Origin of the sequence: Frateuria aurantia DSM 6220 (assembly GCF_000242255.2) — a bacterium.
GTDB lineage: Bacteria > Pseudomonadota > Gammaproteobacteria > Xanthomonadales > Rhodanobacteraceae > Frateuria > Frateuria aurantia.
Map to the genome: position 1 here is coordinate 3,148,819 of NC_017033.1, position 13,900 is coordinate 3,162,718.

Below are 13,900 nucleotides of genomic sequence, written 5' to 3' on the forward strand. Positions count from 1 at the left end.
CATGGCCGGCGGTCACCGCCAGCGTCCGAATGCAAGCCGGGAGGATTTTACGCTACCCGGCTGTCAACACGGTGGTTTTTCATACGTTTGCCGTCTTATCGATCTGAAAGAGGGGCGGATCCGACCGCCAGGTAATCTGGCAGTCCGCTCCCGATATCAGAGCATGCAACGCATTTTCATTGTCGGACACCCTCGCTCCGGGACCACCATCGTGCAGGCCATGATGGGTCGGCATCCCGATGTCTATACCTTGCCGGAAACCTTTTTCTTCCAGAAACTCTACCGCGATCACCGCCAGCGCCTGGAAGATCCGGGCTGTGGGCCTGTGTCCCGGGACTGGAAGCGGCGTCTGCAACTGACCCCCAAATCGGCGCGCAACCATCTTGACCGGATGGCGAGAGAAATCGCCTGTCCCCTGACGGCCCTGCAGCCGAGACTGACCCTGCGGCAGGCCACCCGTACCTTCGCCGCCGCTATCGACCAGGCCGCTCAAGCTGCACAGTGCCGGAGCTGGGCCGAAAAGACCCCGCTCCATCTTCTGTATCTGCCTGAGATATCGAGGGACATCGACGGCGCTCTGTTTGTGCATGTGCTGCATCAGGGCGAGCAGGTCATCGCCTCCACGCTGGATGCACACCTGCGCTACCCGGGCTTGCCCTTCAGCAGTCCACTGGGCTATCTGATCAAGCAATGGAATCGCGCAGCCGAAATCCATGCCAGATACATGGGCCAGCCACGCCACCATTTCGTGTTTCATGACCGGCTGACGGCCAATCCCGCAGGCGAGTGGGAGCGCCTTCGGCATTTCCTCTCACTGGATCCCCGCGCGGGACTGGCCGCCTCCAGCCACCATGCTGTTGCCAGCCTTGAAAGGAACCCTGGAAGCAGAGTGCACTGGATGGCAAGGTTCGCGATACCGTGGACAAGGTGGCTCAGCTGTTCGGGCCCAAGCTGCAGCAACTGCTGCAGCAACGCCTCATCCCCTATGCCAAGCTGACGGCCCTGCACGATGCCAAAGTCTCCGGCATCCCGGCATGATGCCTTGGAAAGCGATGCATTGATGGCAGGTCAACCAAACCTTTGAGCATAAGCACATAAGATCAGGGATCTAACCTGCATCGGCCAAAGAAAGGTACAATACCGGATCGACATCCATGGACGTCTATACCTCCCAGCGTGGCGGAGGGTCCGCGAAAAAAGCTGATCACCATGCCTGCACCCGTGTCTACTCCTGTCGCTACGGCAACCCTGCAGCAACTCGAGCACCTGCTCGAAGGTCTGGATGGTACCGCACTGCAATGGCTCTCTGGTTATATCGCCGGCATCGCCAGTCGCACCACGCTCTCCAAGCCGGAGTCCACTGACATCCGGACCGGGTTCTTGTCCCCGATCACTGTGCTCTACGGCAGCCAGACCGGCAATGCCAAACGCGTAGCCGAGACCCTGACCCACCGTGCCGAACAGGCCGGCCTGTCGGTGAGACTGATCCGCGCCGACAATTATTCGCTGCGCGAGCTGAAGCAGGAGCGACTGCTGTACCTGGTGATCAGCACACAGGGTGAGGGAGATCCACCCGACGATGCCCGCGGGCTGCTCGAATTCATCGAGGGGCGCCGAGCTCCTCAACTCCCCGAACTGCGTTATGCGGTACTGGGCCTGGGTGATTCCAGCTACCCGGAATTCTGCGCCATCGGTCGGCGCATGGATGAGCGTCTTGCCGCCTTGGGTGGGCATCGCCTGTTCCCCCGAGGTGATGCCGATGTCGATATCGAGACCGTCTCCCGGGGCTGGCTCGACCAGGCACTGGCTCACGCCGCAAAGGCCGCGGGCTCACCGTCGCCGGAAGTTCCTGCGAGAGTCGAGGTCGATCCCCTGCCGGGGGGGTATGGTCGGGACCGCCCCTTCATGGCGGAAGTACTGACAAACCAGGCCATCACTGGCCAGGGCAGCGACCGCGACATCCGCCACCTGGAACTCTCGCTGGCCGGCTCCGGACTCAGCTACGAACCCGGTGATGCGCTGGGGGTCTGGGCTACCCAGGACCCGGCTCTGGTCGACGCCGTGCTGGCGAGCACCGGTCTGGATCCGGACGAGCCGGTCCGCATCGATGACACCACATTGCCCTTGCGCACCTGGCTGACCGAACGTCGGGAGCTGACCGTGCTGACCCGGCCCTTTCTGCAAGCCCATGCGAGCTTGAGCGGATCAGCCGAGCTGCGCGCAGTGCTGGAACCTTCCGCACGCGAGGCTTTCAGCGCCCTGATTGAAACACGGCAGTTGCTGGACATCCTGCTGGAACATCCGGCCCCCTGGTCTGCCGAGGCCTTGGTACGGCAACTGCGGCCGTTGGCCCCGCGCATGTATTCGATCGCCTCCAGCTACCAGGCGGTGGATGAGGAAGTCCACCTGACCGTAGCCCATGTTTATGATGAAACGGAGCGAGGCCCCCGCTGGGGCGTTGCCAGTCATCACCTGCAAAGGCTCGTCGAAGGAGCGAGCGCCTCGGTCTTTATCGAGGCCAACGACCGCTTTCGGCTGCCGGCCGATCCTGATCGGGACATCATCATGATCGGTCCTGGTACCGGAGTGGCTCCATTCAGGGCTTTTGTCCAGGAGCGCAGCCTGCAGCAAGGGCACGGCCGCAACTGGCTGATCTTCGGCAACCCGCATGCCTATACCGACTTCCTGTACCAGCTGGAATGGCATGATGCATTGCGGGCCGGTCATCTGCATCGTCTGGATGTGGCTTTCTCCCGCGATCAGGATCACAAAGTTTATGTCCAGCACCGGCTGCGTGAGCAAGGTGCGAAGATATATGGGTGGCTGCTGGCAGGCGCCCATCTTTACGTCTGCGGCGATGCCATTCACATGGCCCGCGACGTGCACGAGACTCTGATCGGCATTGCCAGAGAGCATGGCCATCGGTCGGATGCTGCGGCCCGGACCTGGATCGACGAGCTGCAGCAACAAGGCCGCTACCTCCGCGACGTCTATTGAGAGTGTTGTCATGAGTGTCATCACCAGCAAGCCCACCGAATCGGTTGAAGAGATCAAAGCCCGCAGCCATTTCCTGCGCGGCACCCTGGTGGAGGGACTCGCCGACGAAACCACTGGATCGATCAGCGAAGATGACAACAAGATCCTGAAATTTCATGGCAGCTATCAGCAGGATGACCGGGATCTTCGCGAGCCACGGAGGCAGCAGAAACTGGAGCCGGCTTGGCAGTTCATGATCAGGGCCCGCATCGCCGGCGGCGTGGTAAGCCCGCAGCAATGGCTGGCCTTCGACGAGATCGCCACCACCTGGGCCAATCACAGTCTGCGCATCACCACCCGCCAGACCTTCCAGCTGCACGGTGTGATCAAGCGCCATCTGAAAAAGACGATGGCAGCCATCAACCAGGCCTTGATCAGCACGGTTGCGGCCTGTGGCGATGTCAATCGCAATGTGGTCAGCAGCGCAAATCCTGTGGAATCCTCGGCCCATCGGCTGGCACTGGAATGGGCCAGTCGGTTGTCGGAACACCTGAAGCCGAAGACCCGCGCCTATCACGAGATCTGGCTGGACGGCGAACCGGTCGTCGGCGGCGAGCCCGAGCAGGAACCCCTGTATGGCCCCACTTACCTGCCGCGCAAATTCAAGATCGGCATCGCCATTCCCCCTACCAATGATGTCGACGTCTTCGCCCAGGATCTGGGCCTGATCGCCATCATCGAGGAAGGGCGGCTTCAGGGCTTCAACGTCGCCGTTGGCGGCGGCATGGGGACCACCCACGGCGACGCCAGCACCTATCCGCGATTGGCCAGCATCATCGGCTTTGTCCGTCCCGATCAGCTGCTGCGGCTTGCCGAGGCCGTGATCGAGGTGCAGCGCGATTTCGGCAATCGCCAGGTCCGCAAGCATGCCCGCCTGAAATACACCATTGATCACCGTGGACTGGAGTGGTTCGTACACGAGGTGGAGCAGCGCCTGGGAGCTGCATTGACAGCATCCCGCCCTTGGCATTTCGAACACAATGGCGATCGCTTTGGCTGGTTGCAGGGCGATGACGGCCGCTGGCATCTGACCCTGCGAACCGAAGCCGGGCGAATCGCCGATACCGAGGCTCGGCCCTGGCTGACAGGGTTGCGGGAAATCGCCCGGATTCACCAGGGCGACTTCCGGATGACCTGCAACCAGAACCTGATCATCGCCAATGTGCCGGCCGATCAACGGGCAAGCATCGACCGGCTGGTCGAGCAGTTCGGCCTGACCGGCTACGCCCGGCAAAGCGGCCTGCGTCGCAACAGTGTCGCCTGCGTGGCCTTGCCGACCTGCGCCTTGGCGATGGCCGAGAGCGAACGCTATCTGCCGCTGCTGTTGCCTCGCCTGGAAGCCCTGCTGGACAAGCACGGCCTGACCGATGCGCCCATCGTATTCCGCCTGTCCGGCTGCCCCAATGGCTGCTCACGCCCGTATCTGGGAGAAATCGCGCTGGTGGGACGCGGTCCCGGCCGTTACGACCTGCGTCTGGGGGCCGACTTCCAGGGGCTGCGCCTGAATCGCCTGTTCCGCGAAAATATCGCCGAACCGGACATTCTGGCCGAGCTGGACGTGCTGCTGGCCCGGTATGCCCGGGAACGGCATGAGGCTGAATATTTCGGTGACTTCCTGCTGCGGCAGGAGCTGCTGCCCGAAGCCGTACATGTCCTGAACGTGGTCGAATACGCATGAACGCTCCGGATATCTCGGCAGAACAAGCTCTGGCCGACCCCGGAGCACGGGTCGCACTGAACCAGTGGCTGGCTGCTCAGTCCGCCGAGGCGCGGGTCGGCTGGGCACTGCAGCACCTGCCCGGACCGCAGGTCTTGTCCTCCAGCTTCGGCGCGCAGTCCGCCGTAAGCCTGCATCTGCTGACCCGGCTGCAACCAGGCATCCCGGTAATTCTTATCGATACCGGCTATCTGTTTCCGGAAACCTATCGATTCATCGACCAGCTGACCGAGCGGCTGCGCCTGAACCTCGTTGTCGGCCGCCCCCTGCTGAGCCCGGCCTGGCTGGAAGCCCGACATGGCCGGCTGTGGGAACAGGGCGTGGCCGGCATCGAGCATTACAACCGGATCGTCAAGGTCGAGCCGATGCTGCGCATGCTTGAAGGCCTCGATGTCCGCAGCTGGTACGCCGGTCTGCGCCGCAGCCAGTCGGAAAGCCGCGCCGAGCGGCAATATCTGGAGCACAGTCATGGGCGCTGGAAGGTCCATCCTCTGCTGGACTGGAGCGATCGCGACATCGGCCTGTATCTGAAGACCCATGATCTGCCTTATCACCCCCTGTGGGAGCAAGGCTATGTTTCGATCGGTGACTCGCACACCAGCGCACGCCTGGAACCCGGCATGCGCGAGGAAGATACCCGTTTCTTCGGATTGAAACGCGAATGCGGACTGCATCTGGACGTCTGATGCTCCGCCATGCCATTACGTCCGTACCACCGTTGACCAGGACACCATGAACGCATCTCTTGCCGCATCACCCTCCGCTCTGATCGCGCCTCACGGCGGCCATCTCCGCGAACTGTATCTGCCGCTGGAAGCCGCCGAAGCCTTGAAGAAACGGGCCGCGCAGCTTCCGCAGTGGACGCTTTCCGAACGGCAGCTGTGCGATCTGGAACTGCTGCTCAATGGTGGCTTCTCGCCACTGACCGGCTTTCTGGGCGAGGAGGACTACCGCAGCGTCGTTGATCATCTGCGGCTGGCCGACGGCACGCTGTGGCCGATGCCGATCACCTTGGACGTCCCTGAAACCCTTGCCGCCCAGCTGCTGCTCGGCGGAGAGCTGAGCCTGAACGACACCCAGGGCACACCCCTGGCCGTGCTGGAAATCAGCGACATCTATCGCCCTGACCGTGAGCACGAGGCACGACAGGTGTTCGGCAGTACCGACCGACTGCATCCCGGCGTGGCCGAGCTGCTGGACCGCAACCATCCGGTCAACCTCGGCGGCCGCCTGCTCGGCATCCAGCTGCCGGCACATTATGATTTCGTGCCTCTGCGCCGCAGCCCGCGGCAATTGCGCGAATGGTTCGCCGGCCAGGGCTGGGACCGTATCGTCGCCTTCCAGACCCGCAACCCCATGCACCGCGCCCATCGCGAACTGACCCTGCGCGCGGCCGAAAAAGTCGGTGCCCGCCTGCTGATCCAGCCGGTGGTCGGCCGGACCAAGCCCGGCGACATCGACCATTACACCCGGGTCCGCTGCTACCAGGCCCTGCTGCCGCATTATCCCGAAGGTCAGGCCGCGCTGTCGCTGCTGCCGCTGGCGATGCGGATGGGTGGCCCGCGCGAGGCGCTGTGGCATGCCCTGATCCGCCAGAATTTCGGCGCCAGCCATTTCATTGTGGGCCGTGACCATGCCGGCCCGGGCAAGAACTCGCAGGGGCAGCCATTCTATGGCCCCTTCGAGGCCCATGAACTGATCGCCCGCTACCAGCACGAGCTGGGCATCGAGGTGGTGACCTTCCCTGCCATGGTCTATGCCGCCAATCGCGATGCCTACCTGCCCGCCCCCGAGGTGACGGCCGAAGATGAAGTCCGCGACATCTCGGGTACCGAGCTGCGCCGACGACTTCATCAAGGCGAAGACATCCCGGCCTGGTTCACCTTTCCCGATGTGGTCCGGATCCTGCGCGAGCGTCATCCGGCCGGTGCGCGCCCTGGCTTCACCCTGTTTTTCACCGGTCTGTCGGGCTCCGGAAAATCCACGCTGGCCCAGGCCGTGGTCGCCCATCTGCTTGAAACCGGCAGTCGCGCCATCACCGTGCTGGACGGCGATGAGGTCCGACTGCATCTGTCCAAGGGGCTGGGCTTTTCGCGGGAAGATCGCGATACGAACATCGCCCGCATCGGTTATGTCGCCAGCGAAGTGGTACGCCATGGCGGCATCGCGATATGCGCACCGATCGCGCCGTATGCCGAAGCCCGAGCCCAGGCCAGGGCCTTGGTCGAGACCCATGGCCGCTTCGTGGAGATCCATGTCGCCACCCCGTTGGAGGTATGCGAGCAGCGCGACCGCAAGGGCCTGTATGCCAAGGCCCGGGCCGGCAAACTGAGCGGCTTCACCGGCATCGACGATCCCTATGAAATTCCGGCCAGCCCTGAATTGCGGATTGATGCCAGTCAGGAGTCCGCACTGGATGCCGCACACCGCATCGTCACCTGGCTGCGGGCCGAACAACTGCTGTAGTCATCCGGTCCGGCGGTGATGCCTCGTCACCGCCGAAGCGCATCAGATGCAGGCCCAGGCCGTCGGTGAACGCCATCCCTGCGCGCCTGCGCTGGGCCAGATGGTCAGCAGCGGCGCTCCTGCCGACTCGTGACTCAGGCTGCCTGAGTGGCGCTGTGCAGCCAGGGAGCCCGCTGCGACCAGCGCGGCGGTTCGGGCCAGATTTCCGCTTCGTGCCCTGCCAGGGCGCGTTGCAGATCGGCCACGCCGATCTGCGGCGCGATCAGATTGACGAGTCTGGCCGCATAGTCCCGCAGCACCCGATCGCGCTGCAGCACCAGCCAGGTGATGCATTCGGGAAACAGTCCGTCGGCATTGAGCACTTTCAGCTCCTTGCCGTCTTGCGGGTTCAGACCGATTTCGGCGAGAACACCCACACCCATGCCCGCCTGCACATAGGTCTTGATCAGATCGGCCTCGCCCGAGGTGCAGGCGATCCGTGGCTGCAGCCCCTGGGCGGCAAAGGCCCGCTGCAGCGAGGACTCGTCCCGCAGCGAGGACTCGTAGCTGACCAGCGGCCACTCGGCCAAGGTCGCCAGATCCACTGGCCGGTTCAAGCGCGCCAGCTCATGCTCGAAGGGCACCACGACCGCCCGCTGCCAGCGGAACAGGGGAACCGCGATATCCCCCTGGGGACGCGAGCCACTGGTACTGACGATCGCCAGATCCACCTCGCCGGACTCGATCAGGCTGAGAACCCTGGGTTCACCGTGGGGACGGATATGAATATTGAGGTCGGGATAATCATGCATGAGACGGGCAATGGCCGGCGGCAGCACGAAACGGGCCTGGGTGTGGGTGGTGGCCAGCGACAGTTCGCCCTGCACCTCACCCCGCAGATTGGCGGCCAAGGCCCGGATATTGCGTGCTTCGTCCAGCATCACCCGGGCACGCTCGATGACCTGGGCTCCCGCCGGGCTGATCGCATCGAGACTTCGACCGCGACGGCTGAAGATCTGGAAGCCCAGCTCGCCTTCGATCTGCTTCAGCTGCTTGCTCAAGCCCGGCTGGGTGGCATGCACCAGCTCGGCGGCAAGCGTGATATTGAGGCCGGCGTCGGCGATTGCGACGATATAGCGTAGTTGCGTAAGTGTCATGGCTAACCCCAGGAAGTCCAAGATGATCCGGATAACCGGCCAAAGATCATGCGGGCTTCAACAACAGGGCAGATTCCGGAACACGACGCTTCTCCTGACGCTATGACAACGGGTTATGGCTTGATGCACCATAGCAAACAAGGCATTGGACGTCTAGCCACACAATTGTCGTCCCTCAGGCTGATGCCATTTGGGGCCACTGCGCACACGTTTGATCATTTGTCGTCGGTCTTCCGTGAATTTATAGTCGATACTTTGATGCGATGGTACGCCACCTTGTCTCTTTATCCATTATTCGTCGATCTGCGGGGGCGCGCCGTGCTGGTCATCGGCGGCGGTCCCGTGGCCGAGCGCAAGATCGCCGCCCTGCTTCGGTCCGAAGCCCAGATCAGTGTGGTGGCCGAGACCCTGACCGAACCACTGCAGGAGCTGGTTGCCCGGCAGGCGTTGCAGTGGCGGCAGGATCCATTCCAACCCGACATGCTGGATACCGTCTGGCTGACCATTGCCGCCACCGACGATGCGATCCTGAATGCCACTGTGGCCAAGGCAGGCGAGGCACGCCAACGCTGGGTCAACGTCGTCGATGCTCCCGGCCTGTCCAGTGTCCAGATCCCCTCGGTGATCCATCGCGCGCCCTTGCAGGTCGCGATTTCGACCCATGGTGCGGCGCCGGTGCTGGCCCGACGCCTGCGCGAGCGTATCGAGAGCCTGCTGCCGGAGTCGATCGGCCCGCTGGTGGCACTGGCGCAACGTTTCCGTGGACAGATCCGGCAACGTTTCCCCGATCTGGGATCACGCCGGGCCTTCTACGACTGGCTGCATGATGGCCCGGTCGGCCAGGCACTGGCCCGCCAACAGGAGGACGAGGCCGTGCAGCGGCTTGAATCGGCCCTGGCACAGCCCGCCCGTCCGCTGGAGCGTACTGGCCACGTCACCCTGGTCGGAGCCGGCCCCGGTGATCCCGGTCTGTTGACCCTGGCGGCACTGCGGGCCATGAACGAGGCCGACGTGATCCTGCATGACGCACTGGTCAGCCCGGCCGTGCTTGATCTGGCCCGCCGCGACGCGAGCCTGATTCGGGTCGGCAAGCGCGGCGGCGGTATCCATACGCCCCAGACCGAAATCCACCGGCAATTGCTGGAGCATGCCCGCGCCGGCCGTCATGTGGTCCGGCTGAAAGGGGGCGATCCATTTATTTTCGGCCGCGGCGGCGAGGAAATCGAGATTCTGCGCGAGCATGGCATTGCCTATCGGATCGTGCCGGGCATCACTGCCGCGCTGGCCTGTGCCGCCTATGCCGGCATCTCGCTCAGCCATCGCCAACACGCCCGCTCGATCCAGCTGATCACCGCCCACAGCCGGGAGGCCGTGCCCAGTCTGGACTGGCTGTCCCTGGTGCAACCGGAACAGACCCTGGCGATCTACATGGGCGTCGCGGTGCTGGAAACCGTGCAGCAGACCTTGCTGCGGCACGGCATGCCGGCATCGACCCCGTTCGCACTGATCGAGAATGGCAGCCTGCCTTCCCAGCGCAGCCTGGCTGGCGAGCTGGGCCAACTGAGCCAGCTGGCACTCGAGCACCATATCGCGGCCCCGGCCCTGCTGGTCATTGGCGAAGTGGCCGCGATGGCGCACCGGCAACACTGGTTCGGCCGGCACCTGGATGCACGCCCTGCCGGAACGTCCCTGCCGTCACGGCTTCCCGCCCCGCTGGGCACCTGAAGGACGCCCCTCAAGGTCGACGGCCGCTGCACGATCTCACTGCAGATGCCAACTGACCCCGACATAAGCGGTCAGGCCGTCACCGGGCTGGAACCGGGGGGCGTCCCGCCCCTGGTCGTCATAGCCCGGCGTGACGATGGGGGCATAATGGCGATTGCCCAGGTTGTGCAGATCAAGAAAGGCCGACCACGGTCCTCGCGCCGGCTGGTAGCCCATCTCGGCACCGAAAATCGCATAGCCGGGGGCAAATAGACTGTTGGCATAATCAGCCGGCATGCGTGAAGCCAGCTGGGTGCTGGCCCCCAGATAGAAACCGCCGGCAAACAAGTAGCGCAGACGGGCCTGATAGAAGTGGCGCGGCAGGCCGGGAAGCTGATGATGACCGAAACGGATGTCGCCACGATAGTGGAAATCACTCCAGGTATAGGCCTGCACCAGTTGCAGACGCCCCCGCGGCCCTTCCGCCAGCCATGACTGCAAGCCGGCCTCGATGCCTTGATGCAGGGTCGGCGCAGCATTGTATTCGGCGTCGATCTCGGTCTGGGTGGCTGTGGCCGCCTGCAGCTGCACCGAAAGCAGCTCATGCCGGATGGCCGAACGATAGATATCCGCGGACCAGGAGCCGATCACCGAGTCCCCGCGGGCGCCCAGCTCGACCGTGCTGGCCCGCTGGTTCTGCAGGTCCAGGCCGCGTATCGCCCAGCCCGTGGCCGGCCCGTGGCTGAAAGCCGGCGGCGGACTGAGAATGGCCCAGCTGTCGGGGGTCTGCACCGAGCGGCTGAAGTTGCCATACAGCTGGATGCCCGTCGGCAGGTCCCAGGTCAGGCCGAAGCGGGGGGCCCAGGCCAGCCGCTCGCGCCGATAGGGCTGATTGACGAAGGGCCGGACCACTGCAGTACGTCGGATCGAGTACAGGCCGGATAAGCCGGCGATGAGATGCAGATCGGGAATCCACTCGACATTCTCGCTCAGATGCAGGGTATGGTCGCCACCACCATAGGTGGAACGCCGGACCGGGCTGCCTGTTGGCCAGCCCGCGCCGGCACCGGCAGCGATCCGCACCGTACTGTCTTCCGATGAACTCAGGTTGCGGGTTGACAGGATCCCCGCCTGCAGATCGTGCGGCCGTCCGAAGATCTCGCCATGATGACGCCACGACAGCACTGCGCTGACGTCACTGAAATGCCAGATATCACGGCTGTAGATATTGGCTGCCGAGTCGATCGGATATCGGTGCCAGACCCAGCCGATATCCAGCTCGGAGTCCTGATCCAGGTGCAGGGTGGTCTTGCTGCCCAGCCAGATCGACCCGGGCTGGTGCCGGTCGGCACCCCATAGCCGGTTCAGGGGATTGGCCTGCCTGGGATGCGAGCGGATCTGGGCCAGCGTCAGATCGCCCGGCACGCCATTGAAGGTATTGCGCCAGCGCAGATACAGGCGGGTCTCGAGCAGAGCATTGAAGCGATAGCCCAGATTGGCGACCAGACCGCTACTGCGGCCACGCGTCAGGGCCTGGTAGCCGGTCCGTTCCGAATGGGTCAGGCTGAGGTAGTAATCCCAGTGCGCATCATGGCCGCCGACCGCGACCTGCTGCTTGCCATAGCCATAACTGCCGCCCTCCAGCCGGATCGCCAGCGGCGGCGCGTGCCGGCCATCAGTGGTGACATAGTTGATCGTGCCCCCCAGGGTCAGTGTGCCCAGATCGAAGCCGTTGGCGCCACGCAGAATTTCGGTGTGATCCAGCCCCAGCGGCTCGAAGAGTTCGTAAGGTGTCCCACCCGGCCCGGTGACCGGCAGGCCATCAAACAGCATCAGCAGACCCGAGCGGAAATAGCCGGTCCCCCGGTTGATCGATGATCCCCGGATCGATATCTTCAGCCCATCGTTGCCGCCGGCCGACTGGGCATAGACGCCCGGCTGGTAAGCCAGAATATCGGCACTGGTAGCCACTTTCGCTGCCAGCACCGATGACTGGTCGATCACCGCCACCCCGCCGGGCACCTGCTCAAGCTCGGCCCGGGCCTTGGCACTGACCGATGCGGCACCGGCCGACACGACCACTGCGGACAGCAGTCTGGATGGCCTGGATGCCTTCTTTCCGGCATCGTCGGAGGACGCCTCCGCCGATTCGGACGGTGGCTCGCGACGAACCTGCTCCATCGCCACGGCCGGCCCTGCCATGCTGCCGGATGCCAGTGCAAGGCAGATCACGGATACGGAACGCCACGGCTCCCCGCGATGGCGGAACAGGCCTCGCTCCAACCTTCCGGCCCCTGCAGCTGCCGTCAGTCCTCCGGTCACGGATCCAGCCTCCCTTCTCATTCCGACCTCCCATCCATGGCCATTCCCCTCGAACGCGGATACAGAGCCTCATGCCCCGACCGCCGCAAGCACGTGTTTACCGAAGTCGACACCTTCCTGGAAACTACCGGCAGGCATATGGACATGCTCCACGGCACCGCAGATGCGGACAAGAGAGGTGCTTGAAAAAATGTCACTCAAGGACATCCATACATCCATCCATATGCACATGACCCATCGTTCTCATGCATTTGAATGAAAAGCGGATAGTCTGGCTTCGATGCTGATGATCCGGCCTGCACCAGGAGTCTTGCGATGAGTCATCAACCCACTTCCGCTGCACACATCATCAGCAATGACGAGGAGGCACTGGCCAGTGCGCAAGCCCTGGCCGCCGTCTTTGCCCCCGATGCCGGTGAACGCGATGCGCGACGCCACCTTCCCCAGGCGGATATCGAGCGCTTTTCCGACAGCGGGCTGTGGGCGATCACGGTGCCACAGGCCTTCGGCGGGGCGGGCGTCTCCTTTCGCACCCTTGCTGAAGTCGTCCGTCGGATCTCGGTCGCCGATCCCTCGCTGGGACAGCTGCCGCAGAATCATTACGGCGTGATCGATCTGCTGTTGCAGACCGGGACCCCGGAACAACAAGCCGATTATTTCGCCAAGGTGCTGCAAGGTCAGCGTTTCGGCAATGCCTTTTCAGAATCGGCCAGCGCTCATGCCGGCCGATTTGAAACCCGTATCCGCTTCCGACGGGATCACGTCGTGCTGGATGGCGAAAAGGCTTATGCCACCGGGGCCTTGTTCGCACATATCGTACCGGTCTCGGCGGTGGACGAGGATGGCCGGATCTTCGTCGCCCTGGTCCCCAGGGATGCGCCCGGTCTGAGCGTGCTTGATACCTGGGATGGCTTCGGCCAGCGCATCACCGCCAGCGGCACGGCACGGATCGAAGCCGTCAAGGTCCCGCTGGAGGCCGTACTGCCGGCCTATCAGGCCTATGACCGGCCGACGGCCGACGGCCCGGTATCACAGCTGATCCAGGCGGCCATCGATGCCGGCATCGCTGCCGCCGCCTTCCAGGACAGCCTGCGCCATGCACGCCAGGCCAGGCCCTGGATCGACAGCGGGCAGACCCACGGCCATGAGGACCTGTTCAGTCAGGCCATCATCGGGGATCTGAGCTGGCAGCTGCATGCGGCCGAAGCCCTGCTCGAAGAGGCGGCCGATGCCGTGGATATCGCCCAGGCCAGCCCCGGCATCGATACGGTTGCCCAGGCCTCGGCAGCGGTCGCCAAAGCCAAGATACTCACTACTGAAATCGCCCTGCTGGCCAGCAGCAAGCTGTTCGAGCTGGCAGGCACTCGCTCGGTCTCTGGACGTCATCATCTGGATCGGCATTGGCGCAATGCACGAACCCATACCCTGCATGACCCCGTCCGCTGGAAATACCACCTGGTGGGCAACTATCGACTCAATCACGTGCCGCCACCACGTCATACCTGGAACTGAACCCTCG

General features: G+C 63.7%; 8 protein-coding genes and 1 pseudogene. 7 read left to right on the top strand and 2 right to left on the bottom strand.

What is annotated here, in order from left to right:
• Window positions 1–223 precede the first annotated feature (223 nt).
• The 5 genes and pseudogenes from FRAAU_RS18055 to FRAAU_RS14450 all read left to right on the top strand — a co-directional run.
• Window positions 224–760 (top strand): annotated as a pseudogene (locus FRAAU_RS18055) (sulfotransferase); the annotation flags it as partial.
• A gap of 449 nt (window positions 761–1,209) precedes the next feature.
• Entirely contained in the window at window positions 1,210–2,997 is a 1,788-nt protein-coding gene (locus FRAAU_RS14435) for an assimilatory sulfite reductase (NADPH) flavoprotein subunit (protein WP_014404253.1), read from the top strand.
• A gap of 10 nt (window positions 2,998–3,007) precedes the next feature.
• Window positions 3,008–4,714, top strand: coding sequence for an assimilatory sulfite reductase (NADPH) hemoprotein subunit (gene cysI, locus FRAAU_RS14440; protein WP_014404254.1), 1,707 nt, complete (start codon window positions 3,008–3,010; stop codon window positions 4,712–4,714).
• Window positions 4,711–5,439: a phosphoadenylyl-sulfate reductase gene (locus FRAAU_RS14445; protein WP_014404255.1), complete on the top strand. Its 729-nt coding sequence runs from the start codon at window positions 4,711–4,713 to the stop codon at window positions 5,437–5,439. Before cysI ends, FRAAU_RS14445 begins: the two co-directional genes overlap by 4 nt.
• A gap of 46 nt (window positions 5,440–5,485) precedes the next feature.
• Window positions 5,486–7,219, top strand: coding sequence for a bifunctional sulfate adenylyltransferase/adenylylsulfate kinase (locus FRAAU_RS14450; protein ID WP_014404256.1), 1,734 nt, complete (start codon window positions 5,486–5,488; stop codon window positions 7,217–7,219).
• A gap of 134 nt (window positions 7,220–7,353) precedes the next feature.
• On the opposite strand, the gene FRAAU_RS14455 is transcribed toward FRAAU_RS14450, so the two are convergent.
• Window positions 7,354–8,355 (bottom strand): LysR substrate-binding domain-containing protein, encoded by a 1,002-nt coding sequence (locus FRAAU_RS14455; RefSeq protein WP_041270616.1) that lies wholly within the window; start codon window positions 8,353–8,355, stop codon window positions 7,354–7,356.
• A gap of 276 nt (window positions 8,356–8,631) precedes the next feature.
• On the opposite strand from FRAAU_RS14455, the gene cysG reads away from it, so the two are divergent.
• The gene (gene cysG / locus FRAAU_RS14460) at window positions 8,632–10,080 is read left to right on the top strand and encodes a siroheme synthase CysG (protein ID WP_041271198.1); all 1,449 of its coding nucleotides are present in this window, start codon (window positions 8,632–8,634) and stop codon (window positions 10,078–10,080) included.
• Window positions 10,081–10,116: 36 nt separating this feature from the next.
• On the opposite strand, the gene FRAAU_RS14465 is transcribed toward cysG, so the two are convergent.
• A complete protein-coding gene (locus FRAAU_RS14465; RefSeq protein ID WP_217176232.1) occupies window positions 10,117–12,261 on the bottom strand; it encodes a TonB-dependent receptor family protein in 2,145 nt (714 codons plus the stop codon).
• Window positions 12,262–12,696: 435 nt separating this feature from the next.
• On the opposite strand from FRAAU_RS14465, the gene FRAAU_RS14470 reads away from it, so the two are divergent.
• Entirely contained in the window at window positions 12,697–13,893 is a 1,197-nt protein-coding gene (locus FRAAU_RS14470; protein WP_014404261.1) for an SfnB family sulfur acquisition oxidoreductase, read from the top strand.
• The last annotated feature ends 7 nt before the right edge of the window (window positions 13,894–13,900 follow it).

Coding starts and splice junctions, on each gene's coding strand:
- FRAAU_RS14435 (WP_014404253.1), top strand. CDS start 1,210: ATGCCTGCACCCGTGTCTACTCCTGTCGCTACGGCAACCCTGCAGCAA.
- cysI (WP_014404254.1), top strand. CDS start 3,008: ATGAGTGTCATCACCAGCAAGCCCACCGAATCGGTTGAAGAGATCAAA.
- FRAAU_RS14445 (WP_014404255.1), top strand. CDS start 4,711: ATGAACGCTCCGGATATCTCGGCAGAACAAGCTCTGGCCGACCCCGGA.
- FRAAU_RS14450 (WP_014404256.1), top strand. CDS start 5,486: ATGAACGCATCTCTTGCCGCATCACCCTCCGCTCTGATCGCGCCTCAC.
- FRAAU_RS14455 (WP_041270616.1), bottom strand. CDS start 8,355: ATGACACTTACGCAACTACGCTATATCGTCGCAATCGCCGACGCCGGC.
- FRAAU_RS14465 (WP_217176232.1), bottom strand. CDS start 12,261: ATGGCAGGGCCGGCCGTGGCGATGGAGCAGGTTCGTCGCGAGCCACCG.
- FRAAU_RS14470 (WP_014404261.1), top strand. CDS start 12,697: ATGAGTCATCAACCCACTTCCGCTGCACACATCATCAGCAATGACGAG.